The organism is Streptomyces sp. NBC_00212 (genome assembly GCF_045206365.1).
Lineage (GTDB): Bacteria > Actinomycetota > Actinomycetes > Streptomycetales > Streptomycetaceae > Streptomyces.
This window is the reverse complement of record NZ_CP108115.1, coordinates 7,406,361-7,429,676: the sequence shown is the minus strand read 5'-3', so window position 1 is coordinate 7,429,676 and position 23,316 is coordinate 7,406,361. Positions and strand designations below refer to the sequence as shown.

The following is a 23,316-nucleotide window of genomic DNA, read 5'->3' as shown; positions in this document are numbered from 1 at the left end:
CCCCCCATCAGGAGGACACATGGAACAGTTCGCGCTGGACGCCATCGAGCGCATCACCACCCGCCCGCCGGAGGCTCACCACACCCTCTCCCTCGACCCGTTGACACCACTGATCGGCGCCGAGGTGTCGGGGCTCGACCTGTCCAAGGAGCTCACGGACGATCAACTCGGCGAGCTGAGACGGGCATTCCTCGCCCACCACGTTCTCGTGTTCCGCGACCAGGAGCTGTCGGACGCGGACCACAAGCGGCTCGCCTCGCACTTCGGCGAGCTCCACCCGGTGACGTTGCCCGCCGAGGGCTCCGATCCCTACGTCCTCGAAATCAGCACCACCAAGGACTCGCGCGCGGTGGCCGGCAACGGGTGGCACGCCGACGGGACGGCCGACGCCGAGCCCTCCCTCGGCTCCATGCTCTACATCACCCACACACCCGAGCCGGGCAGCGGCGGCGACACCCTGTTCGCCAACATGCATCTGGCGTACGAGATGTTGTCGCCCCACATGAAGTCCCTGCTCGACGGGCTCACCGCCGTGCACGACGGGCTGCTGCCGTGGCAGGGCGCGACACCGCCCGAGGGATACGTCGCCCCCAGGACCGAACACCCCGTGGTGGTGCGCCACCCGGACACCGGCCGCAAGCTGCTGTTCGTGAACGGCGCCTACACCTCGCACATCGTGCAGCTGTCGCGCGCCGAGAGCGGGGCGCTGCTCGCCATGCTGTACGACCAGATCGCCCGCACCCCGTTCCTGAACTGCCGGGTGCGGTGGACCCCGAACACGCTGGTGTTCTGGGACAACCGCTGCGTACAGCACCATGCGACCTGGGACTACTACCCGCACTCGCGGTACGGCCGCCGCGTCGCCATCAACGGGCAGCGCCCGCTGGCCTGAGGGCGGCCGGGGCCTGCCTCGGACCCGGGCGGGTCGGACTCGGGCCGGTCAGACGCGGGCGAGGCTGTCGGCGAAGCCGTCGGCCAGCCGCCCGAAAGCCACCCGCCGCCCCTCGCTCCCTTCCTCGCCCTCCCCTGTGTCCGGGCCCGCGAGCGCGAAGGCGCACGCATTGACGCGGGCGTAGGGGTAGGTCGCCGCATAGGCCCGCCCGTCGGCGTCCGCGTAGGCGAGCGCGACGGCCCGCGCGTTGGCGAGGGCGTTCGCCACGGCGCAGGAGCGGGCGTTGGCCGTGGTGTTGAGCTCCGCGTAGCCGGCCGCGAACCGCGTCGCCTCGGCCGCGCCGTAGTCGTTGGCCATCGCGTACGCGTGGGCGTTCGCGGTAGCGGTGGCATGTGCCTCGGTATAGGGGTAGGCGGAGCGGTACAGCTCGCGCAGCGCCGGTTCGAGGGTGGCCGTCCATTCGGCCGCCTCGATCCGCTCCCCGTTGAGGGCGCGGGTGTGCAGCCGCCCGACGGCTGCAAGGTGGCCCGCGTCCTCGCCGCGCCGGGTGGCCGCCTCCACCAGCATCGGCACGACCGTGGACGCGTACCAGTCGTGGACCACCCGGAACGGCGCCCGGCCCTCCAGGCGCGCCAGTTCAGCCGCTGCCCGGCCCACCCCCTGCGGCTCCCCGGCCCCCTCGCTCAGCGCCGTGGCGAGCTGAACCGGCCACGGCTCCATGCCCTCGCCGGACGGCCCGTCTTCGGGCGTGGCATCCACATCGCTGGACTCCTCGGCACGCATGGGCCCGTCTCCTGTCTCGGCCGGTCCACCCCAACTCGGGCGCTGGGAAGGGAGATGTCCCGAACCGTACCCCTATGGATCATGAAGCGCAGGTGGCTTGAGCCGCTTGTTCTGCGCGGCCCGACGCCGGGCGCATGCCTCGGAGGCAAACGGAGGGTCGCCTTCCGAAAACCTGCACACCCCATGCGCAACCCCGTCACCGAGGTCACGGACCGGCCTCGGGTCCGGACCGGCGGCAGGGGCTTTGGGGCGGGAGTGTCCCAGTTGAGAAAAGTGAACACTGAGCGCCAGGAATTCATCTCGTGAAGCTCGTGAAGAATCTGACCCCAAATCATGAACACACCTGCACGCGACCGCAATTCATGGCGCCCACCAACCCCTGATCAGTCCCTCGGCGATTGGCTGTGAAAGCTCTCGGCGTGTTTTGATCCTGGCCACTGCGGGAGCCCCGGCAAGGAGTTCCCGATAGGAAATGTCCCCATGAAAGGCAGTACTCACCATGAACAACGCTCCCCAGGTTGAGACCCTTGAGATCTCCGACGCCGACCTCGACAACGTGTCCGGCGGCCTCGTCGGCACCGCGCTCGGCAACGTGACCGGCACCGCCGACTCGATCCTCCCGGTCTCCGGCATCGTCGGCTCCGTCACGGGCCTCGTCGGCTCGGTCACCGGCGTGAACACCGGCGCCGTCACCGGCCTGGCCACGGGCCTCGTCGCCGGTCTCTGAGATCGCGCGTGAGCCCCGGAACCCCCTCGGTTCCGGGGCTTTGCGGATGATTTGCGGATGGTTCACGGTTAAGGAAAGAGTTTCTTGCAGTTTCGCCAACAGGCCCTTTCCAAACTGCAGTCACCGGAGGAACTCGACCTGCCGGTGCGTTTCGCGCGCCCGCAGGGCAGGCTCGTCCTTCTTGTCACTGTGCTGGTCATGGCCGCGGCCTGTTTCTGGGCCGTGACGGGTTCCGTTTCCGCCACGATCGACGCACCCGGCATCCTCACGCACGCGCAGGGCAGCTACGTCCTGCAGAGCCCGGTCGCGGGCCAGATCACCGGCGTCTTCGCCAAGGAGGGCCAGACCCTCGCCGCCGACGCGCCGCTCCTCAAGGTCCGTACGGCGCAGGGCGACCGGACCGTCCGGGCGATCGCCGCGGGCCGCCTCACCAGCCTCTCCGCCACCATCGGCTCGGTCGTCGCCACCGGTGCGAACGTGGCGAGCGTGGAGCGGACCGGCGGCGCCGACGACCCTCTGGTGGTGATGCTCTACCTGCCCGGCGACAGCGTCGCGAGCGTCCCCGTGGGCGCCTCGGTCGACCTCACCGTGCAGTCCGTGCCGGCCGAACAGTACGGGGTGCTGCGCGGCCGGGTGGCCGCGGTCGGCAGGGCTCCGCAGACACAGCAGCAGATCGCCGCGTTCCTCGGCGACGCCCAGCTCGCCGAGCAGTTCTCGCAGCACGGCAGGCCCGTCGGGGTCCAGGTGGTGCTCGATGCCGCGCCCGGCACGAAGTCCGGTTACCGCTGGTCGTCGGCCGAGGGCCCGCCGTTCGCCGTCGACTCCATGACCCTGGCCACCGGCACCGTCCAGCTGGCCGACCGGCGTCCCATCGATTGGCTGCTCCCGTGACCGCACCGCACGCATCGCCCGCCGCCCCACAGCTCCCGCCCACCGGTCACGGCCGCCGACGACCCGCCAACTCCCCCGACCGCAGCCGCCGTTCACGCGGTCGGCAGGCACCCAGGGCCGGGCGCACCAAGACCGTGCGCAGCCCCACGGTCCTCCAGATGGAGGCCCTGGAGTGCGGCGCCGCCTCCCTCGCCATGGTGCTCGCCCACCACGGCCGCCACGTGCCCCTCGAAGAGCTGCGCATCGCGTGCGGCGTCTCGCGCGACGGCTCACGGGCCAGCAACGTCCTGAAGGCGGCCCGCAGTTACGGGCTCACGGCCAAGGGCATGCAGATGGAGCCGGCGGCGCTCGCCGAAGTCCAGGCGCCCGCCATCCTGTTCTGGGAGTTCAACCACTACGTCGTCTACGACGGCATGGGGCGGCGCCTGGGCCGACGGGGCGTGCACATCAACGACCCGGACAAGGGCCGCCGGTTCGTGCCGACGGAGGACTTCGACACCAGCTTCACCGGAGTCGTCCTGGTCCTGGAACCCGGTCCCGACTTCCGGCGCGGCGGCCGCAAGCCCGGCGTCATGGGCGCGCTGCCCGCGCGCCTTCGCGGCACCACGGGCACCATGCTGGCCTCGCTGCTCGCCAGCCTGCTCCTCGTGGCGGTCGGCGCGACGCTGCCCGCCCTGAGCCGTACGTACATCGACCTGTTCCTGATAGGTCATCAGACCTCTCTGCTCGGCGTGCTGTTCGCGGCGATGGGCACCATGGTGGCGCTCACCGTGGTGCTGACCTGGCTCCAGCAGGCGAATCTGCTGCGGGGGCGCATCATCTCCTCCACGCTCAGCAGCGCCCGCTTCTTCCGGCATCTGCTGCGGCTCCCGGTCACCTTCTTCGCGCAGCGCAGCCCCGCCGACCTCGTGCAGCGGCTCCAGTCCAACGACGCGGTCGCCGAGACGCTGGCGCGCGACCTGACGGCGGCGGCCGTGGACGGCATCGTCGTGCTGCTCTACGCCTTCCTGCTGTGGACCTACGATCCGCAGCTGACCGTCATCGGGGTGGGCATCGCGCTGCTCAACGTGGTGGCGATGCGCATCGTCGTACGGCTGCGGGCCACTCGCACGCAGAAGCTGCGCGCCGACAGCGCCCGGCTCACCAACACCTCGTACACCGGGCTCCAGCTCATCGAGACGATGAAGGCCACCGGCGGCGAGAACGGGTACTTCCGGCGTTGGGCCGGGCAGCACGCCACGACCCTGGAGGAGCAGCAGCGCCTGGGTGTGCCGAGCGCCTGGCTCGGTGTCGTCGCTCCCGCGCTCGCCACGCTGAACAGTGCGCTGATCCTGTGGATCGGCGGACTGCGGGCGGTGGAGGGGCACATCTCGATCGGTCTGCTCGTCGCGTTCCAGGCCCTGGTGACCCGCTTCACCGCGCCGGTCACCCGGCTCAACGGCGTGGCGGGCCGCATCCAGGACTTCGCGGCCGACGTGGCCCGGCTCAAGGACGTGGAGAACTTCCCCGTCGACGCGCTGCACACCCGCCCCGAGCCGGCCGCGAGCACGCGCCGCCTCACGGGCCATGTGACGCTCGAAGACATCACCTTCGGCTACAGCCCGCTCGACAAACCCCTGCTCACCGGGTTCTCGCTGACCGTCGGCCCGGGTCAGCAGGTGGCCCTCGTCGGTGGCTCCGGGAGCGGCAAGTCGACGGTGTCCAGGCTCATTTCGGGCCTGTACGCGCCCTGGGAGGGCACCATCCGCATCGACGGGCAGCGCTTGGAGGACATTCCGCGCGGGGCACTCGCCGCCTCGGTCTCCTTCGTCGACCAGGACGTCTTCCTCTTCGAGGGCACGGTCCGCGACAACGTCGCGCTGTGGGACCCCTCGATCCCGGACGACGCGGTCGTGGCCGCGTTGCGGGACGCGGCCCTGTACGAGGTCGTCGCGCGCCGGGCCGGCGGCATCCACAGCCGGGTCGAGCAGGACGGGCGCAACTTCTCCGGCGGCCAGCGTCAGCGTCTGGAGATCGCGCGGGCACTGGTGCGGCGGCCGAGCATCCTGGTCCTGGACGAGGTGACGAGCGCCCTGGACGCCGAGACCGAGCACGTCATCATCGACAATCTGCGCCGCCGCGGCTGCGCCTGCGTCGTCATCGCCCACCGGCTCAGCACGGTCCGCGACAGCGACGAGATCGTGGTGCTCGACCACGGGACCGTCGTGGAGCGCGGCCGGCACGAGGACCTGGTCGCCGCCGCGGGACCGTACGCCGAGCTGGTCAGGGAGCACTGAGGTGACCTCCGTACACCCCGTCGCCGAGCCCGGCGCCGATCCGGTCGTGGGCGCGCTCGGCGGGCTCGGGCAGCACATCGACTGCGCCGGCCTGCGCAGCTTCTCGCTGGACGGGCCGCAGGTGCTGTGGCTCGTGGTCAGCGGCGCGCTCGACCTGTTCGCGGTCGACGCGGTGGCCCAGGGGCACTGGCACTTCCTCGGCCGGCTCGAACCGGGCACGCTGCTGCTCGGCCCGGTCGAGGGCCCGCAGCACACGCTGGTCGGCCGCCCGCTGCGCGAGTGCGTGCTGCGCCGCATCCCGCTGCGCGAGCTGTACCGGTACCCGGAATCGGGCGGCTACGAGGGGCAGCACCTCAGCCAGTACGACACCGGGGACGCGGCGCTCAGCCTCCTGGAGCACGCCTTCTCGCTCGGGGTCGGTCGGGGTCAACGCGTCCTGTTCGAGGCCCCGTTGGACGGCCGCACCGCCCTCGACGAGGCGGTGGCCGACGACGACATCCTGTGGCTCCCGGTGTCGCCGGGCAGTGTGCAGTACGGGGCGGCGTTCAGCGCGGAGGCGGCCGGCGATCTGCTGGTCGACGGCGCCCTGTGGCAGGGCATGGTCAACCAGCAGTACCGGCTGCTCTCCGCCCTCGACCGCTGGATCGAGCGTCTGGAGCGCGCCCACGAGGACCGCACCGCGGCCGGCATCAAGGCGGGCGAAGCCGTCCGCGAGGAAGCCGACCGGGCGCTGCTCACCTCGATCGGACGCACCCGCAAGGCGCCTTCGCGTACGGCGGGTGCGAGCGATGACGCGACGTACGCGGCGTGCCGCCTCGTCGCGGACGCGGCCGGGATCACGCTCGCGGACCCGGCGCTCGGCGGCGCGGTCAGCGACCGGATCGACGCGGTGGAGCGGGTCGCGGTCGCCTCGCGGATCCGCACCCGGCCGGTGCGGCTGGAGGGGCGCTGGTGGCGCGAGGACTCCGGCCCGCTGGTGGGCCACCGCACCAGCGGCACCACGGTCGCCCTGCTGTGGCGGCGCGGCGGCTACGAGGCGGTGCATCCGGTGTCCGGGCGCCGCACCCGCGTGGACGCGGACAACGCGGAGGAGTTCGAGCGGCGGGCCGTCATGTTCTACCGGCCGCTGCCGGAGCGGGTGCCCGGCAAGTGGGGGCTGCTGCGGTTCAGCCTGCGCGGCACCCGCGCCGACGTACGCAATCTGCTGCTCGCCGGTCTGGTGACGGTGGCGCTCGGCGCGCTCGTGCCGATCGCGACCGGGCAGGTGCTCGGCGTCTACGTGCCGCGCGCCGAGAACAGCCTCATCGTGCAGGTCTCGCTCGCCGTGATCGTCTCCGGCGTCGTGTCGGCCGCGTTCACGCTGCTCCAGAACCTCACCATCCTGCGCATGGAAGGACGGATCGAGAGCACCCTTCAACCCGCCGTGTGGGACCGGCTGTTGCGGCTGCCCACGAAGTTCTTCGCCGAGCGCTCCACCGGCGAGCTGGCGAGTGCGGCGATGGGGGTCAGCGCGATCCGGCGGGTCCTGTCGGGCATCGGCCCGGTCGCCGTGCAGGCCGGCACGGTCGGGGTGATGAACCTCGTCCTGCTGCTCTGCTTCAGCGTGCCGCTCGCGCTGGTGGCGATCGCCCTGCTGATCGTCATCGCCGCGGTGTTCCTCGCCATGGGCATGTGGGAGCTGCGCTGGCAGCGCCGCCTGGTCGAGCTCGGCAACAAGCTCAACAACCAGGCGTTCCAGACCCTGCGCGGACTGCCCAAGCTGCGGGTCGCGGCGGCGGAGAGCTTCGCGTACGGGGCGTGGGCGGGCGAGTTCGCGCGCAGCCGGGAGCTGCAGAAGCGGGCGGGCCGGATCAAGAACCTGACGACGGTCCTCAACGCCGTCTACCTGCCGCTGTGTTCACTGCTCCTGTTCGTCCTGCTCGCGGGCCCGGCCCGCGGCTCCCTGTCGGCCAGCGCGTTCCTGACCTTCAACACCGCGATGACGATGCTGCTCACCGCGGTCACGCAGCTCACCGGCGCGTTCATCTCGGCCGCCGCCGTGCTGCCCATGTTCGAGCAGATCAAGCCGGTGCTCGACGAGGCGCCCGAGGTGCGCGGGGCGAGCACGCAGCCCGGCGCGCTGTCGGGTGAGATCGAGGCACGGGGCCTGTCCTTCCGCTACACCGACGACGGGCCGCTGGTCCTGGACGGCGTGTCCTTGAAGGTGGCGCCGGGCGAGTTCGTGGCGGTCGTCGGCCCGAGCGGCTGCGGCAAGTCGACGCTGCTGCGGCTGCTCATCGGCTTCGACGACCCGGTCTCCGGCAGTGTGCTGTACGACGGCCAGGACCTGTCGGCCCTCGACCGGGCGGCCGTGCGCCGCCAGTGCGGGGTCGTGCTGCAGAACGCCCAGCCGCTCACCGGGTCGATCCTGGACTGCATCTGCGGGGCGGAGGTGTTCACGCAGGAGGAGGCGTGGGAGGCCGCCGCGATGGCGGGCCTCGCCGAGGACATCAAGCGGATGCCGATGGGGCTGCACACGATGATCTCCGGCGGCGGTGCCATCTCGGGCGGCCAGCGCCAGCGCCTCATGATCGCCCAGGCGCTGGTCCGGCGGCCCCGCGTCCTCTTCTTCGACGAGGCCACCAGCGCCCTCGACAACGAGACCCAGCGCATCGTGATCGAGAGCACCCGGAGCCTGCGGGCCACCCGCGTCGTGATCGCCCACCGGCTCTCCACCGTCCTGGACGCCGACCGCGTGATCGTCATGTCGGAGGGCCGGATCGTGCAGCAGGGGCCGCCCGCCGAGCTCCTCGCCGACCCCCGTGGACGCCTGCACGAACTGGTCCGGCGGCAGCTGCGCTGAACGGTCGGCGCGGTGGCATTGTGGAGAGTGAGCACCACTTCACCGGTCCTGGAGAACGCCATGATCAAGAGGAATGTGCCGCCCCTCCTCCGACCCCCGGCCCCGGCCGCGCGGGCCCGCATGCGGACGGCCCGTATCGCTCCGGCGAGGGTGTGAAGGCCGTGCACAGTCGCTTCGAGCCCGACCGGCAGCTGACCGCCCGCATGCTGGTCACCCTGTTTCTGCTCGGCCTGCTGTACGTGGCGTTCGTCGGGGCCCTCCTGGTCCTGCTGAAGTCGACGCTCGTGGTCGTCGTGGTGGCGGCGGCCGTCCTCGTGTCGCAGTACTGGTTCTCCGACCGGATCGCCCTGTACGCGATGCACGGCCGCGTCGTGACCCGCGAGGAGCAGCCCCAGCTGCACGGCATCGTGGACCGGCTCTGCGCGACCGCGGACATGCCGAGGCCTCAGGTCGCGGTCTCCGACACCGACCTCCCCAACGCGTTCGCCACCGGCCGCAACGCCGATCACGCGGTGCTCTGCGTCACCACCGGGCTGATGCGCCGCCTGGAGCCCGACGAGCTGGAGGGCGTCCTGGCGCACGAGCTGTCGCACGTCGCGCACCGCGATGTCGCGGTGATCACCGTCGCCTCGTTCCTGGGCGTCATCGCGGGGCTCATCGTTCGCTTCGCCTTCTACTCCCAGATGTACGGGGGCCGCGGGCGGCGCGACCAGAACACCATGGTCGTACTGCTCGGCGTGATGGCGGTCTCGGCAGCGGTGTACTCGCTCAGCTTCCTCCTCATCCGGGCGCTGTCCCGCTACCGGGAACTGGCCGCCGACCGGGCGGGGGCGCTGCTCACCGGGCATCCCTCGGCCCTTGCATCGGCGCTGACCAAGCTCGACGGGGACATCGCCCGCATCCCCAGCAAGGACCTGCGCACGGCGAGCGCGTTCAACGCGTTCTACTTCGTCCCGGCCTTCGGCAAGGGCAGCAGCCTGTCCCGCCTCTTCAACACCCACCCGACGCTTGAGCAGCGCCTCGACAGCCTGGCGAAGATCTCCGCGGAGCTCGGCCGCCCGGCATGACCGCCACCCCCCGACCGAGGACGGAGCGCATGGGCTTCCTGGACATCCTGCTCGGCCGCACCCGGCCCGCGGCCCCCGACCTGGACCGGCTGTTCGGGCTCCCGTCGGCGGCGGTCACGCTGCAGGCCGCCGCCGGGTTCACGCCGACCGGGCGGGGCTCGGTGTGCTTCACGACGGTGGAGGGCTCGGCGTTCGCCCGGATCCGCCAGGACGTGACGGATCTGCTCAACGCGGACACCGAACGGGACGCGTCCTCGGTGGAGTTCAGCCGCGACTCCTACGGATACTCGTGGCTCCTGTCCCGTCGCGGCCCCGACGACCTGGCCTCGCTCGTCGGCGATCTGCACGCCGTGAACACCGCGCTTGAAGGATCCGGCTTCGGCCCCCAACTCCTGTGTTCCCTGGTCGGGTTCAGTGACGTGGAGGGCCGGACGTTCGCGTTGGTGTACCTCTACAAGCGGGGCACGTTCTACCCGTTCGCGCCGCTGTCCGGGGAGAAGCGGGACAACGCGCTTGAGCTGCGGATCAGGGCGGTCGTCGCGGACGACCTGCGCATCGAGGGCGACCTGTCCCGCTGGTTCCCGGTCTGGGGCGCGCCGGGGCTGTGAGGATCGAGTGCCTCAACGGCCCTTCTGCTGACGCCTGTTGAACATCGGGCCGACCGTTTCCGTACTGGAGGGCGTCCCAGCCCTCGGCGCGAAGGGCCTTTCGTGAGGCACGCATCGAAGCGGAGTGCGGCCCGCTGGGCCGTGCTGCTCGCGACCCTGAGCGCGGTCGCGAGCACCGCCGCGGCCCTGCCCGCGCGGGGGCCCCAGCCATCCGTCGCCGCGGTGGACGACTGCGCCCGGGGCGGCGTGGACGTCACGGCGAGCAACGGGGGCGACGCACCGTTCACCTTCCAACTGGCCGGTGTCTCGGCCGCCGTGGCACCGGGCCGGTCGCGGACCATCCTGGTTCCGGTCGCCGACCGCCAGAGCTATCGCTTCACGGTCCTCGGCCCGGACGGCTTCCGTCAGGACGTGAGCGGCGTACTGAACTGTGCGACGGCTTCCCCCTCGCCTTCGCCGGCGCCGTCCCCGTCACCCGCGACCGGCGCGGACCGGGCGGCCGGTGCCGTGCCCGTCACCGTCACGCCCCGCGAGGCCGCCGCGGACGGGCGGCGGCTCGCGATCGCCGGGGTCACCGACCTCGACTCGCTGATCACGGGGACGGTTCTGGTGCTGCTGGGCGCGATGCTCTTCGTCGTACGGCGGCTCAGGCTGTGAGCACCGCGCGCCGGGCAGCGGGGCCGGTCCGGCTCAGAAGTCGGCCTGGGCCTTCACGTCGGCCCGGCCCACCGACTCCAGGCCGTACATCGCGCAGTACAGGTTGCGGATGTACTCGATGTCGGGGTCGTGGGTGTGGGCCTCGCGGGCGGGATAGAGCACCGTCAGCTCGTATGAGATCTCGCGGTTGATGGATCCGGTCTTGTCGCGCCACTGGCCGCGGCCCTGCTGGATGGTCAGCCCGGACGGGAAGCGGGGGGTGATCACGTCGGCGACGAACTTCATGAACTGGTCGTCGGTTATGGGTGGTTCGCCGTTGTGGCGGCCTGTGCCGAAGTAGAGATGGGTCGCCAGATAGGGGCTGCCGGAGGCGGCCGTCTGCGTTTGCGTCGACGCGGCGGCGGACGTGCCGTAGGCGACTTCGGACACCGGTCCTCCGGTGGCGAAGAGGAGGACGACCGCCACGAATGCGGCGGCCGCGGGCGTGGACACCCGGATCTGGAGCATGTTGTCCCTGTCTGTCGGCTTGAGGTGGGGGTTGTTCCTGGCGGTGCCAGGGGGTCCTAGCGGGAAGGAGCGTCCTGGCCGTAGGAGGGCGAGGGGACGGACGCGAGCAGGAAGGCCGCCGCGTCCCGCAGGTTCACGGGCGCCGCCGGGCAGCCGCGTAAGCGGGCGGCGGTACGGGCGAGGGTCTCGGTCGTCCGTACGGAGCCGATGCTCGCGGCGCGCGGGGCGAGGTCCGCGATGAGGTCCTCGGCGTCGCTCCAGGCCTCGGCGCCGGCCAGGGCCGCGAGGAGTTCCGCGGTGAAGAGGTGGCGGTAGGAGGGGCCGGGGGCGGTGGCGGCCTCGTACAGCAGGGGGATGGCCCGGTCCCAGTCGTGCAGCCTGGCGAGCACCCAGCCGTGGTGGCCGGTGAGTTCGGCCTGGTCGATCCACCAGGCCCAGGGCGGGTCCTGGCGCGAGGCGCCGTCGAGGAACCGGCTCCGGGCACGCGAGATGAGCTCGTCGGCGTCCCGGCGGCCGCCCAGCATGGCGGCCGCGTGCGCCCGGCGGACCAGGACGAGCGTGCCGACCAGGGTCGGCAGCGGGCGGGGTCCGACCACCCGGGCGGCGGATTCCAGGGCGGCCCTCGGGTGTCCGGTGCGGGCGTGCAGCATGCTGTCGTTGAGCAGCACCAGGCGGGCGGTGGCGCGGTCGCCGCAGAGTTCCGCGAGGGCCAGGGCGCGGGTGTTCATGCGGTGGGCCGTGCGGTTCAGGCCCGCGTCGAAGAGGATCCAGCCGATCACTTCGCAGAGTTCGGCGAGGGCGGCGAGCAGGTCGCTCTCCTCGTCGCGCAGGGCGGCGGGGTCGGCCGACAGCTCCGGGACGCCGTGCAGCAGGTCGCGTACGGCGGGCACCGCGGCTGTCGCGCCGTGCCCGGCGTCGAGGGCCACGAGGCGCTCAACTGCGCGCAGCGCGAAGGGAGTCAGGTGCTCACGGCCGTTCGCGTCGCGTCTTGGGGGGCCCGCCTGCGTCATGAGGGGATTCTGTCTGCCGCGCGCACCGCCCGGCCCTGGGTGAGGGCGGTGAACGAGGAAGCGACCCGGGTCAGCCACTCCACCTCGTCGCGGAAGTCGTCGTACGGCGGCCGGGCCGGAATGTCGGCGGCGTCGGCCTGTTCGTCCCGTTCCTCGGCCGGGCGGTTCAGGACGGCGCGCACCTGGAGCGCCTCGCCGAGCGGCGACGTGGGGTCCTCGGGGAGGTCGAGGGAGCGGGCCACCCGGGAGAAGTCGGCCAGCGAGAGCGAGGTGCGCAGCATCAGCTGTCCGTCGCGTATTTCGATGACGCGCCGGTAGAGGCTGTAGTGCGGATCGCGCGGCGGGACGAGGTCCCGCGCCCAGGACCGGGGCGGGTCGAGCGCGATGTCCGGCGAGGCCTGGTACAGCGCCCACCACAGGGGGCGCAGCCGCAGGTAGGAGCGGTAGCTGCGCAGCCAGCCCGCGGCGCGGGTGAGGTGGATGCCCCAGGACGGAATGGTCCAGCCGGTGATCTGGAGCAGCGCGCCGATGGTGCCGCACGACCACTGGACGGGGTCGAGGGCCGAGGCGTCGAAGTGCAGCCTGGTGCCGGCGATCTGAATGCTGCGGGTGACGCAGTAGACCAGGATCAGGCTCGCGCCGACGGTCACGGTGCGCATGCCGACTTTGAGCCATTGCCGGTTGGCCATCTTCGTGAAGCGCAGCGAGAGCCGGACCGTCTCGAATTGCCCGATGCCGCAGATGACGAGATAGAACGACATGTACAGCGCGTAGCGGCCGTCTTGAATGCTGAGAAGGATCGTCGACGTGGCCGTTTTCGCGCTGGCGACCGGGCTGACCGCGAGCGAGGCCACCACCAGGACACACAGCGCGGCGCCGAAGAACAGCACCCGGAGCCTTGCCCTGAGCCGGGCCTCTTCGGGCGGTGACGACCAGTAGACGAGGACGACCTGCTGCGCCGCGGTGAGGACGACGACGGCGACCTGGACAATCAGCGACGTGATGTTGGGCAGGCCGAACAAGTCGGAAATGTGCACCCGCAGCGCGTCCAGGTCGACCAGGAAACTGATCCCGGAACACAGGAAGTAGACGCACAGCGCCCACAGGGCGACGTCATGCTTTCTGCGCAGCAGATCCGGCAGCCGGTAACCGAACGCCGCGAGGCCGCCGAGGGAACAGACCCAGGTGAGGACGAGGTTGACGGTATTCATGACTGATCCGGATTGCCGACGCCGTTCTCGATGCGGGCGACGATCTCCGCGGCCTCCTCCGGCACGCCCCAGGCGGGTTCCAGCCACCTCTTGGTGGCGCGGGCCAGGATCAGCGAGGCCATCGTCTCGGCCTCCTGCTCCTCGTCGTCGCTGTAGCGGGAACGCATCAACATGCTCTGGACCACCGCCGGTTCGACATCCGTGAACAACTGACTCGTATCACTGTGGTCGAATTCCACGGACCCTCGGTGGGCGAAGGCGATATGGGACAGTTCATGGGCAATGATGTGTTCTTTGTGTGACGCGGAGGCGGCCTTCTCGTAAGCGATGATGTCGAAGTCGTCGAGTTTCAGCCAAAGGCCGAAGAGATGACGTTCCGGGAAGGGCATCGGAATGAGATGGATCGGCCGCTGATTCTGCGTGCTGAGATAGTGGTGCAGTTCATCGATGCCGCAGCCGTGCTCCATGCCCCAGTCCGCGAGCAGCGCCTCACAGGTTTGACGAACCTTTTTGAGACGGCGCCTGAGCCGACGGTCCTCCGGCGACGGTAACGCAGAGCCAGACACCTTCATCCTTTAGCCTTCCACGCCTTCCACGCTGGAGAAGCAGGCCGTTGCAATGCCGATTTCAGTGGTGCCGGGGATTCAGCCTGCCGAATCCCCGGGCAGACAACGCGGCCATGATGCCACACCCCTCAACTCGCCTACTGTTGAAGTGCCTTTCGCCGGACTCAGCCGAGAAAACTCAGCCGCACCTGCCGGTTCGGATTGTCCTTGTTCGTGTCCACCAGGCACACCGACTGCCAGGTGCCGAGCGCGAGCCGCCCGCCGATCACCGGCAGCGTGGCGTGCGGCGGCACCAGGGCGGGCAGGACGTGGTCGCGGCCGTGGCCGGGGCTGCCGTGCCGGTGCTGCCAGCGGTCGTCGGCGGGGAGCAGTGTGTGCAGGGCGGCGAGCAGGTCGTCGTCGCTGCCCGCGCCGGTCTCCAGGACCGCGATGCCGGCCGTGGCGTGCGGCACGAAGACATTGAGCAGGCCGTCCCGGCCGGCCGCTCGCTGCGTCAGGAACTCCTCGCAGTCCTCGGTCAGATCGGTGACCGTCTCGCGGGAGCCGGTCGCGATGTTCAGGATGCGGGTGGTGAAGGCGTCGGACATGGCTCCATCCTCCCGCCCGGGCGCCGGGTACGCGCGGCAGCCGCACCGGGGCCGCGCCCAACGGGCAAGATCGCGCGTCCGATGGGCGAGACACCGTTGACCCCGTCCGGAACGGGTCGCTACGTTCACGCCATGTTGCGTACAGCCCTGCTCACCACGCGCGGTCACATCGACCTGCTGCGGGTGGCGTCCGCCGCCTGTTGTCGCGGCTGCTGACGTCCTTTCAGGCGGGCACCTCTCTGTGACGTGCTGACGTTTCTTTCCGCAGGTCACGGCTGCTGAGGCCTCCTTCCCCGGCCCGTCGCGACCCGTGACGTCGTACGCCTCTCCTCTTTTCCAGAGCCTTCCCGAGCCTTCCTGCGCCTGCGCCTGCCGTCGCCCGCCGACGCGTGCGGCCGGACGCACACGCCCCGCACCACCGCCCGGCGAGGGCGCGCGTCCGCGCATGTCCGCGCCGTGGTGGCGGCCGCCGCTGCCCCCGAGGCCCACCCTCCCTCCTCGCCCTCTCCATGGAGTCCCCATGACCGTCGACCATGCCCCGCCGGATATTTCGGCTGAATCGGATTCGGATGAGGCCGCCGTGGCCGCACCGTCCGGCCCCGCCCTCGAACCGGTCGTTCCCGCCGCTTCCCGGCGCGGCCGGCTGCGCTCCGTGCCGCGCTGGCTGCGCCGTACCGTCGGGCCGCTGACGCTGCTCGTTCTGTGGCAAGTCCTCAGCGCCACTGGGGTGTTGAGCGCCGACACCCTCGCCTCGCCCGGCACCGTCGCCCGCGCCGGGGCCGATCTGATCGGGGACGGAACGCTGCCGGCGGCGATGGCCATCTCGCTCCAGCGGGTGGCCGTCGGCCTGCTCATCGGCGGCGCGGCCGGGATCACGCTGGCCCTGGCCTCCGGGCTCTCCCGGCTCGGCGAGGACCTGATCGACGCCACCGTGCAGATGCTGCGCACCGTGCCCTGGGTGGGCCTGATCCCGCTGTTCATCATCTGGCTCGGCATCGGCGAGGCCCCCAAGGTGGCCCTGATCGCGCTGGGCGTGGCCTTCCATCTCTATCTGAACGTGTACGCCGGGATCCGGGGCGTCGATGCCCAACTCGTCGAGGCGGGGCAGGCGTTGGGGCTGGGGCGCTGGGGTCTTGTGCGCCACGTCGTGCTGCCGGGCGCCCTGCCCGGCGCGATGACCGGGCTGCGCTACTCGCTCGCCACCGCCTGGCTGGCCCTGGTGTTCGGCGAGTCGATCAACGCGGACGCCGGGATCGGCTTCCTGATGAACCAGGCCCGCGAGTTCTTCCGCACTGACGTGATCGTCGTCTGCCTGGTCGTGTACGCCTTCCTCGGCCTGCTCGCCGACGCCGTCGTCCGCACTCTCGAAAGGCTGCTGCTGCAATGGCGACCGACCTTCACGGGCCAGTGACCACCACCACGGCCACCGCCGATGCCGTACGGGTCGAGGGGCTGACCCGCGCCTTCGACGGGCGGCCCGTCATCGACCGGCTCGATCTCACCCTGCGGGCAGGCGAGTTCACCGCGCTGCTCGGGCGCAGCGGCTGCGGCAAGTCGACGCTGCTGCGGGTCCTCGCCGGGCTGGACCGGGAGATCGAGGGCACGGTGCTGGTGCCCAAGCGGCGGGCCGTCGCCTTCCAGGCACCCCGGCTGATGCCGTGGAAGCGGGTGTGGCGCAACGTACTCCTCGGGCTTCCGGGAAAGCCCCAACGCGCTTTCGCCGAGAGCGCGTTGGAGGAGGTGGGGCTCGGACATCGGTCGGGGGCCTGGCCCAAGACGCTGTCCGGCGGGGAGGCCCAGCGTGCCTCGCTGGCCCGGGCGCTGGTGCGCGAGCCCGATCTGCTGCTGCTCGACGAACCGTTCGGCGCGCTGGACGCGCTGACCCGGATCAAGGCACAGCAGTTGGTCGCCGAGCTGTGGCAGCGGCGCGGCTGCGCGGTGCTGCTCGTCACGCACGACGTGGACGAGGCGCTGCTCCTCGCGGACCGCGTCCTTGTCATGCGGGACGGCGGCATCGCCCATGACACACCCGTCGATCTCGACCGGCCCCGCACGGTCGGAGCGCCCGGATTCGCGGCGCTGCGATCCCGGCTCCTCACCGAACTGGGCGTGGCACAGCCCGCCGTCCCCTCCCTCTGAAGCCCCTGCTCAACCCCCTGCGAAGGAAGCACGTACTCATGCGACGCCACACCCTGCCCGTTCTGCTCCTGCCGCTCGCCCTGCTCGTCGCCGCCTGCGGCGGGAACTCGGCCGCCGACACCAAGACCGGGTCCGGTTCGGGCTCCGGCGGGGTCACGCTCAACGTCGGTGACCAGAAAGGCGGTTCCGAGGCCATCCTGAAGGCGGCCGGTGAGCTCGACCACCTCGACTACAAGATCAAGTGGTCCACGTTCACCTCGGGGCCGCCCCTGCTCGAAGCGGTCAACGCCAAGGCCGTCGACATCGGAGCGGTCGGCAACACTCCGCCGGTGTTCGCCGCGGGAGCCGACTCGAAGATCAAGGTGGTGGCGGCCAGCCACGGCTCGTCCGCGGGTGAGGCGATCCTCGTGCCGGAGGACTCCCCGCTGAAGCAGGCCTCGGACCTCAAAGGCAAGTCGATCGCCGTGGCCCAAGGAAGCTCCGCCCACTACCAGTTGCTGGCCACGCTGAAGAAGGCCGGGCTCGGCATCGGCGACGTCAAACTCAACTACCTCCAGCCGGCCGACGCGCTCGCCGCGTTCAGCCGCGGCAAGGTCGACGCCTGGGCGGTGTGGGACCCGTACACCGCGCAGGTCCTCGGCTCGAAGAAGGGGCGGGTCCTGGCGACCGGCGAGGGGGTCGTCAACGGCCTCGGGTTCCAGGTCGCGGCGCCCGCCGCGCTGGGCGACCCGGCGAAGGCGAAGGCCGTCGGGGACTACCTTCAGCGCCTCAACCGGGCCCAGGACTGGGTGTTCAAGCACCCCGAGGCCTGGGCCAAGGTCTGGTCGAAGGAGACCGGCCTTCCCTACTCCGTGGCGATCGACTCGGTGAAGCGCAGCAACGGAACGCGGGTCGCGGTGGCCGTGGACCCGGCGGCGATCGCCTCGGAGCAGCAGATCGCCGACACCTTCGCCGATCTGAGGCTGATCCCGCGCCGCTTCTCCTTCAAGGACTACGTCGACACCCGGTTCAACGGTTCGCTGCCCCCTTCCACCACCGCGCCCCGCTCGTACGGAAAGGCCTCCTCCTGATGACCGTCCATCTGCACTGGTTCCTGCCCACCGGCGGTGACGGCCGGACTCTGGTCGACCGGCACGCCTACACCGACGGCGGCATCAAGCGCTCGCGGATCACCCCGGTCACCGGGGTGCGCGCGCCGGACATCGAGTATCTGGCCCAAATCGCCAAAGCCGCCGAGCAGTTGGGGTTCGAGGCGGTCCTGACGCCGACGGGTACCTGGTGCGAGGACGCCTGGCTGACGACGGTGGCGCTCGCCCAGCACACCGAGCGGCTGAAGTTCCTGGTCGCCTTCCGGCCCGGCGTCATCTCCCCCGTCCTCGCCGCGCAGATGGCGGCCACCTACCAGCGCATCACGCGCGGCCGGCTGCTGCTCAACGTCGTGACCGGCGGCGACTCGACCGAGCAGCGCCGCTTCGGCGACCACCTCGACCACGACCGGCGCTATGCGCGCACGTCGGAGTTCCTTTCGGTCGTACGGAGTGCCTGGCGCGGGCAGCCGTACGACTTCGACGGCGAGCACTACCAGGTGGAGGGCGGTCTGACCGCGCTGCCGCCGGACCCGCTGCCGGAGATCTTCTTCGGGGGCTCCTCGCCGGCGGCCGGGCCGGCGGCCGCCGATCACGCGGATGTGTATCTGACCTGGGGCGAGCCGCCCGCGCAGGTGAAGCGGAAGATCGACTGGATCCGGGGGCTCGCCGAGGAGCGTGGGCGCACCGTCCGGTTCGGCATCCGCCTGCACACCATCTCGCGGGATTCGTCGCGCGAGGCGTGGGCGACGGCCGACCGGCTGCTCGGCGATCTCGACGCCGAGACGATCGCGGCGGCCCAACAGGCGCTCGGCAGGAGCGAGTCGGTGGGCCAGCAGCGGATGCTCGCCCTGCACGGCGGCTCGCGGGCCGATCTTGAGATCTCGCCGAACCTGTGGGCGGGCGTGGGTCTCGTACGGGGCGGCGCGGGCACGGCGCTGGTCGGCAGCCATGCGGAGGTGGCCGACCGGATCGAGGAGTACCACGACCTCGGCATCGAGCACTTCGTGCTCTCCGGCTACCCGCATCTGGAGGAGGCGTACTGGTTCGGCGAGGGCGTGACGCCCGAGCTCGCCGCGCGCGGCCTGCTGCCGAGGATCCCGGCCTCGCCGCTGCTCGGGGTGCCGGCCGCGAACGGGCGCCCGGCCTCCGCGCCGGGCGGGGCGCCGCTCCTGGTGGGCGGCGGGCGCTGATCTCGCCGCCCGGGGAAGATCCTCGCACCCCTCGCGGTTGGTAGAACCGTGAACGACTTCGGGGTGCGAGACGTGGACGTGGTGGTCATCGGCGCCGGGCAGGCGGGTCTGTCCGGCGCCCACCACCTGCGGCGGGCGGGCCTGGAGCCCGACCGCGACTTCGTGGTGCTCGACCACGCGCCGCGCCCGGGCGGCGCCTGGCAGTTCCGCTGGCCCTCGCTCACGTACGCCAAGGTGCACGGCATGCACGCGCTGCCCGGCATGGAGCTGATGGGGGCCGCTGGTGACCGCCCCTCCTCGGAGGTCATCGGCGGGTACTTCGCCGCGTACGAGGACGCCTTCGACCTGCGGGTGCACCGGCCCGTCGACGTGGGCGCCGTACGGGACGGCGAAGGAGGGCGGCTGCTCGTCGAGACCTCCGAGGGGAGCTGTGCCGCGCGTGCGCTGATCAATGCCACCGGGACCTGGGACCGGCCGTTCTGGCCGCGCTATCCGGGCCAGGAGACGTTCCGGGGGCGGCAGCTGCACACCGCGAACTATCCGGGGCCGGACGCGTTCGCGGGGCTGCGGGTCGTCGTGGTCGGCGGCGGGGCCTCGGGCACCCAGCATCTGATGGAGATCGCCGAGGTCGCGGCGGACACGACGTGGGTGACGCGCCGGCCGCCGGTGTTCCGCGATGGCCCCTTCGATGAGGAGGCCGGGCGCGAGGCCGTGGCTATGGTCGAGGAGCGGGTGCGGCTCGGGCTGCCGCCGAGGAGCGTGGTCTCGGTGACGGGACTGCCGCTGAACGACGCCGTCCGGGCGGCCCGGACCAAGGGCGTCCTGGACCGGCTGCCGATGTTCGACCGGATCACCGAGCACGGGGTGGCCTGGGACGACGGGCGCAGCATCGAGGCCGATGTCATCCTCTGGGCCACCGGTTTCCGCCCGGTCATCGATCATCTCGCCCCGCTGCGTCTGCGCGAGCCGGGCGGCGGCATCCGGGTGGAGGGCACCAGGGCGGTCCGGGACGAGCGCGTCCACCTGGTCGGCTACGGCCCGTCGGCGTCGACGATCGGCGCGAACCGGGCCGGGCGGGCGGCGGTGCGCGAGATCGAGCGGCTGCTCGATCGGCAACCGGTCGGGGTGTAGCGGCCGGGGTGCGGCCTGGCCGCTCAGGCCATGCCCAGGGGGCGGCCTACTGCCTCAGTCGGCCTTGGCCGTCTTCTTCTGGTTCTCGTTGAACTCCCTTACGTTCAGCCGCTGTTGGGCATAGCTGTCGGTGAAGCGGGTGTCGCCGGGGGCCACCGTCACGAAGTACAGCCAGTTGCCCGGGGTCGGGTTGAGCGCCGCGCTCATCGCCTGTTGCCCCGGGTTTCCGATGGGGGTCGGCGGCAGACCCTGGTGCTCGTAGGTGTTGTACGGGCTTTCGGTCCTGGTCTCGGCCGCCGTGGTGGTCAGCGTCGAGCGGTTGAGCGCGTAGTTCAGCGTCGAGTCCATCTGGAGCGGCATGCCGCGGGCGAGGCGGTTGCGGATGACGCGCGAGACCTTGCCCATGTCGGCCGGGGTTTCGGCCTCGGCCTGCACGATTCCGGCGATGGTCACCATCTGATACGCCGTCAGCCTGCCGCGCCGGACGCCCCCGGTGATCCGGTCCTGCCCGAACTGCTTGTTGGCGGTCTCGACCATGTAGGCGAGCAGCCCGCCCGGGGTCGTGTCGTCCGTGATCGGGTACGTCGCCGGGTACAGGTACCCCTCGGGGTTCCCCTTGGCCTCGGCGGGAAGCTTGAGCTGCGCCTTGGCTGCGGCCGCTTTCGTGGTGCCGGGCGGCAGATCGAGGCGCTTGTCGACGGCCGCGTACACCTGGCTCGCCCGCCACCCCTCCGGCACGACCAGCGTCCGGACCGGGGCGCCGGCCTCCCGCAGCAGCAGGAAGAGCACCACAGCGTTCACCACGAGCAGCGCGAGCGCCAGCAGGAGGAGCAGCCGGCCACGGCGGGACAGCCGGACCCGTCGACGGTACGAGGTCTCACTCATGGCGGCACGCTACCCCCAGATATCAGACAAATCAGACATTCGCCAGTGGTCGACACGCGACGTGCCCAACCTTGGGGAACACACGAACAGGGGATCGGTTGTTCGCTGGTACGCGTGATCGTCACGGCATTCGTTGCTCAACTCCCTTGTGGCGACGGATGCTTGAGGGGCGCAAGCGACGGGCTGCAGACCGGTGTTGCGCAGTCCCACAGCGGCATCTGTCTGATGCCCACCGCACAAGGAGAAAGCACCACCATGAACCTCATTACTGGCCTGCTCGCCGGCGTCCTCCACTTCATCGGCTGGCTCGTCTGACGATCGTCACGTCCGGCGCCGTCGCTCCCCGTCCCACGGGAGCGGCGGCGTCGCCGTGTGCGGGGACACCGGGGCTCAGCTTTGGACCGGGGCCAGCTCGGCGTCCCTGCGGACCAGCGCCGCGTATCTGCCGTCCTGGTCGAGGAGTTCCTCGTGGGTGCCGCGCTCGGCGATCAGGCCGCCGTCGAGGACGACGATCTGGTCCGCGTCGCGCACGGTGGACAGGCGGTGGGCGATGGTGATGGTGGTGCGGCCCTCGGAGAGCGCGTCGATGGCCTGCTGGACCGCGTGTTCGGTACGGGTGTCGAGCGCGCTGGTCGCCTCGTCGAGGATGAGGACGGGCGGGTCGCGCAGGATCGTACGGGCGATGGCCAGGCGCTGCTTCTCGCCGCCCGAGAAGCGGTATCCGCGCTCGCCGACCAGGGTGTCGTAGCCGTCGGGCAGCGAGGCGATGTGGTCGTGTATCTGGGCGGCGCGGGCGGCCTCCTCCAGCTCCTCGTCGGTGGCTTCCGGCTTGGCGAAGCGGAGGTTCTCGGCAACCGAGGCGTGGAAGAGGTACGTCTCCTGGGAGACCACGCCGACCGAGCGGGCCAGGCTGTCGAAGTCCAGCTCGCGCACGTCGACGCCGTCGATGGTGACCCGGCCGCCGGTCACGTCGTACAGGCGGGGCACCAGGTAGCTGAGCGTGGACTTGCCGGAGCCGGTGGGGCCGACGACGGCGAGGCTGCCGCCCGCGGGCACGGTCAGGTCGATACCGGCGAGGGTGGGCCGCTCCTGCTTCTCGTCGTAGTGGAAGTCGACGCCTTCGAAGCGGACCGCGCCGCGCGCCTTGGTCAGGCGTACCGGCTCGTCGGGCTCGGTGATGTCCACCGGCAGGTCGAGGTATTCGAAGATCCGCTGGAAGAGGGCGAGCGAGGTCTGCATCTGGACGCCCGTGGACAGCAGGCTCACGGCGGGCCGGAACAGGCCCTGCTGGAGCGAGACGAAGGCGACGAGGGTGCCGATGGAGACGGAGGGGCCGCCGGTCTGGAGCGCCAGGCCGGCCGCCCAGTAGATGACGGCGGGCATGGCGGCCATGACGATGCCGATGGTCGACATGCGCCAGCGCCCGGCCATGTTGGAGCGGACTTCGAGGTCGACGAGGCGCTCGGACTCGGCGGCGAAGGACTTGGTCAGCGAGTCGGAGCGGCCCATGGTGCGGCCGAGCAGGATGCCGCTGACCGAGAGCGATTCGGTGACCTCGGCGGCCATGGCGGCCATCTGCTTCTGGCGCTGGGTGGTGATCTTCTTGCGTTCGCGGCCGACCCTGCGGCTGATCCACACGAACACCGGCAGCAGGAGCAGCGAGACGGCGGTCAGGCGCCAGTCGAGCGCGAGCATCGCGACGACGGAGGCGACGACGGCCGTGAGGTTGGAGACCAGCGAGGTCGCGGTGGAGGTGACGGTCGCCTGCATGCCGCCGATGTCGTTGGCGATGCGGGACTGCACCTCGCCGGTGCGGGTCCGGGTGAAGAAGGCGAGCGGCATCCGCTGGAGCTGGGCGTAGACGGCGGTGCGCAGGTCGTGCATGACGCGCTGGCCGACGGTGGTGCTGATGAGGGTCTGCAGCACGCCGAACACGCTGTTGACGACGGCGGTGGCGATCATGCCGAGGGCGAGCAGGCTCAGCAGGCCCGTGCGGTTCTGCGGGATGGCCACGTCGAGGATCTCGCGCAGCAGGAACGGCGAGGCGACCGAGACGAGCGAGGACGCGGCGACGAGCAGGCCGACGATCGCGAGCCTGCCGCGATAGGGGCGGAACAGGCCGAGGATGCGGCTGACCTGGGCCGGCTCTTGCGGCTCGGTGCCGCGGGGCGGGGGTGTCCAGGTGGATTGTTCGGGGCGCATGGGCTCCTTCGAGGGGTGTGAGGGCCTCCGCCCGGGGGCGGAACGGCGATGACTTCG

General features: G+C 71.2%; 22 protein-coding genes. 14 read left to right on the top strand and 8 right to left on the bottom strand.

The annotated features are described in order from the left end of the window. The first annotated feature begins 19 nt into the window (after positions 1 to 19). A complete protein-coding gene (locus OHA17_RS33900) occupies positions 20 to 892 on the top strand; it encodes a TauD/TfdA dioxygenase family protein (RefSeq protein WP_406509653.1) in 873 nt (290 codons plus the stop codon). 48 nt (positions 893 to 940) lie between these two features. On the opposite strand, the gene OHA17_RS33895 is transcribed toward OHA17_RS33900, so the two are convergent. Next, on the bottom strand, positions 941 to 1,675 hold the full coding sequence (locus OHA17_RS33895; RefSeq protein ID WP_406509652.1) for a SpcZ: 735 nt from the start codon (positions 1,673 to 1,675) through the stop codon (positions 941 to 943). Positions 1,676 to 2,174: 499 nt separating this feature from the next. Between OHA17_RS33895 and OHA17_RS33890 the strand changes: the two genes are divergently transcribed. The 7 genes from OHA17_RS33890 to OHA17_RS33860 all read left to right on the top strand — a co-directional run bounded on the left by OHA17_RS33890 (position 2,175) and on the right by OHA17_RS33860 (position 10,743). Continuing rightward, positions 2,175 to 2,402, top strand: coding sequence for a hypothetical protein (locus tag OHA17_RS33890; protein WP_053728499.1), 228 nt, complete (start codon positions 2,175 to 2,177; stop codon positions 2,400 to 2,402). An 84-nt stretch (positions 2,403 to 2,486) separates the two neighbouring features. Then, entirely contained in the window at positions 2,487 to 3,293 is an 807-nt protein-coding gene (locus OHA17_RS33885; RefSeq protein ID WP_406509651.1) for an HlyD family efflux transporter periplasmic adaptor subunit, read from the top strand. After that, complete coding sequence (locus tag OHA17_RS33880; protein WP_406509650.1) at positions 3,290 to 5,569, top strand: NHLP family bacteriocin export ABC transporter peptidase/permease/ATPase subunit; 2,280 nt, start codon at positions 3,290 to 3,292, stop codon at positions 5,567 to 5,569. The genes OHA17_RS33885 and OHA17_RS33880 overlap by 4 nt, the downstream gene beginning before the upstream one ends. Position 5,570: 1 nt before the next feature. Next, on the top strand, positions 5,571 to 8,411 hold the full coding sequence (locus OHA17_RS33875) for an NHLP bacteriocin export ABC transporter permease/ATPase subunit (protein WP_406509649.1): 2,841 nt from the start codon (positions 5,571 to 5,573) through the stop codon (positions 8,409 to 8,411). A 161-nt stretch (positions 8,412 to 8,572) separates the two neighbouring features. Beyond that, a complete protein-coding gene (gene htpX / locus OHA17_RS33870; RefSeq protein WP_406509648.1) occupies positions 8,573 to 9,478 on the top strand; it encodes a zinc metalloprotease HtpX in 906 nt (301 codons plus the stop codon). A gap of 29 nt (positions 9,479 to 9,507) precedes the next feature. After that, on the top strand, positions 9,508 to 10,086 hold the full coding sequence (locus tag OHA17_RS33865) for a hypothetical protein (protein ID WP_406510882.1): 579 nt from the start codon (positions 9,508 to 9,510) through the stop codon (positions 10,084 to 10,086). A 102-nt stretch (positions 10,087 to 10,188) separates the two neighbouring features. Beyond that, positions 10,189 to 10,743 carry a phospholipase domain-containing protein gene (locus tag OHA17_RS33860; RefSeq protein WP_406509647.1) on the top strand — a complete coding sequence of 185 codons (555 nt, stop codon included), beginning with the start codon at positions 10,189 to 10,191 and terminating at the stop codon, positions 10,741 to 10,743. A 33-nt stretch (positions 10,744 to 10,776) separates the two neighbouring features. On the opposite strand, the gene OHA17_RS33855 is transcribed toward OHA17_RS33860, so the two are convergent. The 5 genes from OHA17_RS33855 to OHA17_RS33835 form a co-directional block, all read right to left on the bottom strand. After that, positions 10,777 to 11,250 carry a DUF3574 domain-containing protein gene (locus tag OHA17_RS33855; protein ID WP_406509646.1) on the bottom strand — a complete coding sequence of 158 codons (474 nt, stop codon included), beginning with the start codon at positions 11,248 to 11,250 and terminating at the stop codon, positions 10,777 to 10,779. 56 nt (positions 11,251 to 11,306) lie between these two features. Further along, entirely contained in the window at positions 11,307 to 12,260 is a 954-nt protein-coding gene (locus OHA17_RS33850; protein ID WP_406509645.1) for a DNA-binding protein, read from the bottom strand. Next, entirely contained in the window at positions 12,257 to 13,471 is a 1,215-nt protein-coding gene (locus tag OHA17_RS33845) for an MAB_1171c family putative transporter (protein WP_406509644.1), read from the bottom strand. Before OHA17_RS33845 ends, OHA17_RS33850 begins: the two co-directional genes overlap by 4 nt. Next, entirely contained in the window at positions 13,468 to 14,037 is a 570-nt protein-coding gene (locus OHA17_RS33840) for a hypothetical protein (RefSeq protein WP_406509643.1), read from the bottom strand. Before OHA17_RS33840 ends, OHA17_RS33845 begins: the two co-directional genes overlap by 4 nt. 164 nt (positions 14,038 to 14,201) lie before the next feature. Beyond that, positions 14,202 to 14,624 carry a secondary thiamine-phosphate synthase enzyme YjbQ gene (locus OHA17_RS33835; RefSeq protein WP_053728490.1) on the bottom strand — a complete coding sequence of 141 codons (423 nt, stop codon included), beginning with the start codon at positions 14,622 to 14,624 and terminating at the stop codon, positions 14,202 to 14,204. Between the two features lie 520 nt (positions 14,625 to 15,144). Here OHA17_RS33835 and OHA17_RS33830 point away from each other — a divergent pair. Genes OHA17_RS33830 through OHA17_RS33810 form a run of 5 tightly spaced genes read left to right on the top strand, consistent with a single transcriptional unit; the run spans position 15,145 to position 20,172 of the window. Next, positions 15,145 to 16,035: an ABC transporter permease gene (locus OHA17_RS33830; protein ID WP_406509642.1), complete on the top strand. Its 891-nt coding sequence runs from the start codon at positions 15,145 to 15,147 to the stop codon at positions 16,033 to 16,035. Further along, entirely contained in the window at positions 16,008 to 16,763 is a 756-nt protein-coding gene (locus OHA17_RS33825; RefSeq protein WP_406509641.1) for an ABC transporter ATP-binding protein, read from the top strand. The genes OHA17_RS33830 and OHA17_RS33825 overlap by 28 nt, the downstream gene beginning before the upstream one ends. A gap of 38 nt (positions 16,764 to 16,801) precedes the next feature. Beyond that, on the top strand, positions 16,802 to 17,833 hold the full coding sequence (locus OHA17_RS33820; protein ID WP_406509640.1) for an ABC transporter substrate-binding protein: 1,032 nt from the start codon (positions 16,802 to 16,804) through the stop codon (positions 17,831 to 17,833). Beyond that, the gene (locus OHA17_RS33815; RefSeq protein WP_406509639.1) at positions 17,833 to 19,041 is read left to right on the top strand and encodes an LLM class flavin-dependent oxidoreductase; all 1,209 of its coding nucleotides are present in this window, start codon (positions 17,833 to 17,835) and stop codon (positions 19,039 to 19,041) included. Before OHA17_RS33820 ends, OHA17_RS33815 begins: the two co-directional genes overlap by 1 nt. Before the next feature lie 48 nt (positions 19,042 to 19,089). Further along, positions 19,090 to 20,172 carry an NAD(P)-binding domain-containing protein gene (locus tag OHA17_RS33810; protein WP_406509638.1) on the top strand — a complete coding sequence of 361 codons (1,083 nt, stop codon included), beginning with the start codon at positions 19,090 to 19,092 and terminating at the stop codon, positions 20,170 to 20,172. A 54-nt stretch (positions 20,173 to 20,226) separates the two neighbouring features. Here OHA17_RS33810 and mltG read toward each other — a convergent pair whose 3' ends face one another. Beyond that, positions 20,227 to 21,057 carry an endolytic transglycosylase MltG gene (mltG, locus tag OHA17_RS33805; protein WP_406509637.1) on the bottom strand — a complete coding sequence of 277 codons (831 nt, stop codon included), beginning with the start codon at positions 21,055 to 21,057 and terminating at the stop codon, positions 20,227 to 20,229. Between the two features lie 114 nt (positions 21,058 to 21,171). Between mltG and OHA17_RS33800 the strand changes: the two genes are divergently transcribed. Continuing rightward, positions 21,172 to 21,372, top strand: a complete 201-nt coding sequence (locus tag OHA17_RS33800) for a hypothetical protein (protein ID WP_406509636.1) — start codon at positions 21,172 to 21,174, stop codon at positions 21,370 to 21,372. Between the two features lie 75 nt (positions 21,373 to 21,447). Here OHA17_RS33800 and OHA17_RS33795 read toward each other — a convergent pair whose 3' ends face one another. Then, positions 21,448 to 23,259, bottom strand: coding sequence for an ABC transporter ATP-binding protein (locus tag OHA17_RS33795; RefSeq protein ID WP_406509635.1), 1,812 nt, complete (start codon positions 23,257 to 23,259; stop codon positions 21,448 to 21,450). Positions 23,260 to 23,316 lie beyond the last annotated feature (57 nt).

What these genes read in the sequence shown, in the direction of transcription:
- OHA17_RS33900 (WP_406509653.1), top strand. Translation starts at nt 20, where the DNA reads ATGGAACAGTTCGCGCTGGACGCCATCGAGCGCATCACCACCCGCCCG.
- OHA17_RS33895 (WP_406509652.1), bottom strand. Translation starts at nt 1,675, where the DNA reads ATGCGTGCCGAGGAGTCCAGCGATGTGGATGCCACGCCCGAAGACGGG.
- OHA17_RS33890 (WP_053728499.1), top strand. Translation starts at nt 2,175, where the DNA reads ATGAACAACGCTCCCCAGGTTGAGACCCTTGAGATCTCCGACGCCGAC.
- OHA17_RS33865 (WP_406510882.1), top strand. Translation starts at nt 9,508, where the DNA reads ATGGGCTTCCTGGACATCCTGCTCGGCCGCACCCGGCCCGCGGCCCCC.
- OHA17_RS33855 (WP_406509646.1), bottom strand. Translation starts at nt 11,250, where the DNA reads ATGCTCCAGATCCGGGTGTCCACGCCCGCGGCCGCCGCATTCGTGGCG.
- OHA17_RS33850 (WP_406509645.1), bottom strand. Translation starts at nt 12,260, where the DNA reads ATGACGCAGGCGGGCCCCCCAAGACGCGACGCGAACGGCCGTGAGCAC.
- OHA17_RS33845 (WP_406509644.1), bottom strand. Translation starts at nt 13,471, where the DNA reads ATGAATACCGTCAACCTCGTCCTCACCTGGGTCTGTTCCCTCGGCGGC.
- OHA17_RS33835 (WP_053728490.1), bottom strand. Translation starts at nt 14,624, where the DNA reads ATGTCCGACGCCTTCACCACCCGCATCCTGAACATCGCGACCGGCTCC.
- OHA17_RS33830 (WP_406509642.1), top strand. Translation starts at nt 15,145, where the DNA reads ATGACCGTCGACCATGCCCCGCCGGATATTTCGGCTGAATCGGATTCG.
- OHA17_RS33825 (WP_406509641.1), top strand. Translation starts at nt 16,008, where the DNA reads ATGGCGACCGACCTTCACGGGCCAGTGACCACCACCACGGCCACCGCC.
- OHA17_RS33820 (WP_406509640.1), top strand. Translation starts at nt 16,802, where the DNA reads ATGCGACGCCACACCCTGCCCGTTCTGCTCCTGCCGCTCGCCCTGCTC.
- OHA17_RS33815 (WP_406509639.1), top strand. Translation starts at nt 17,833, where the DNA reads ATGACCGTCCATCTGCACTGGTTCCTGCCCACCGGCGGTGACGGCCGG.
- mltG (WP_406509637.1), bottom strand. Translation starts at nt 21,057, where the DNA reads ATGAGTGAGACCTCGTACCGTCGACGGGTCCGGCTGTCCCGCCGTGGC.
- OHA17_RS33795 (WP_406509635.1), bottom strand. Translation starts at nt 23,259, where the DNA reads ATGCGCCCCGAACAATCCACCTGGACACCCCCGCCCCGCGGCACCGAG.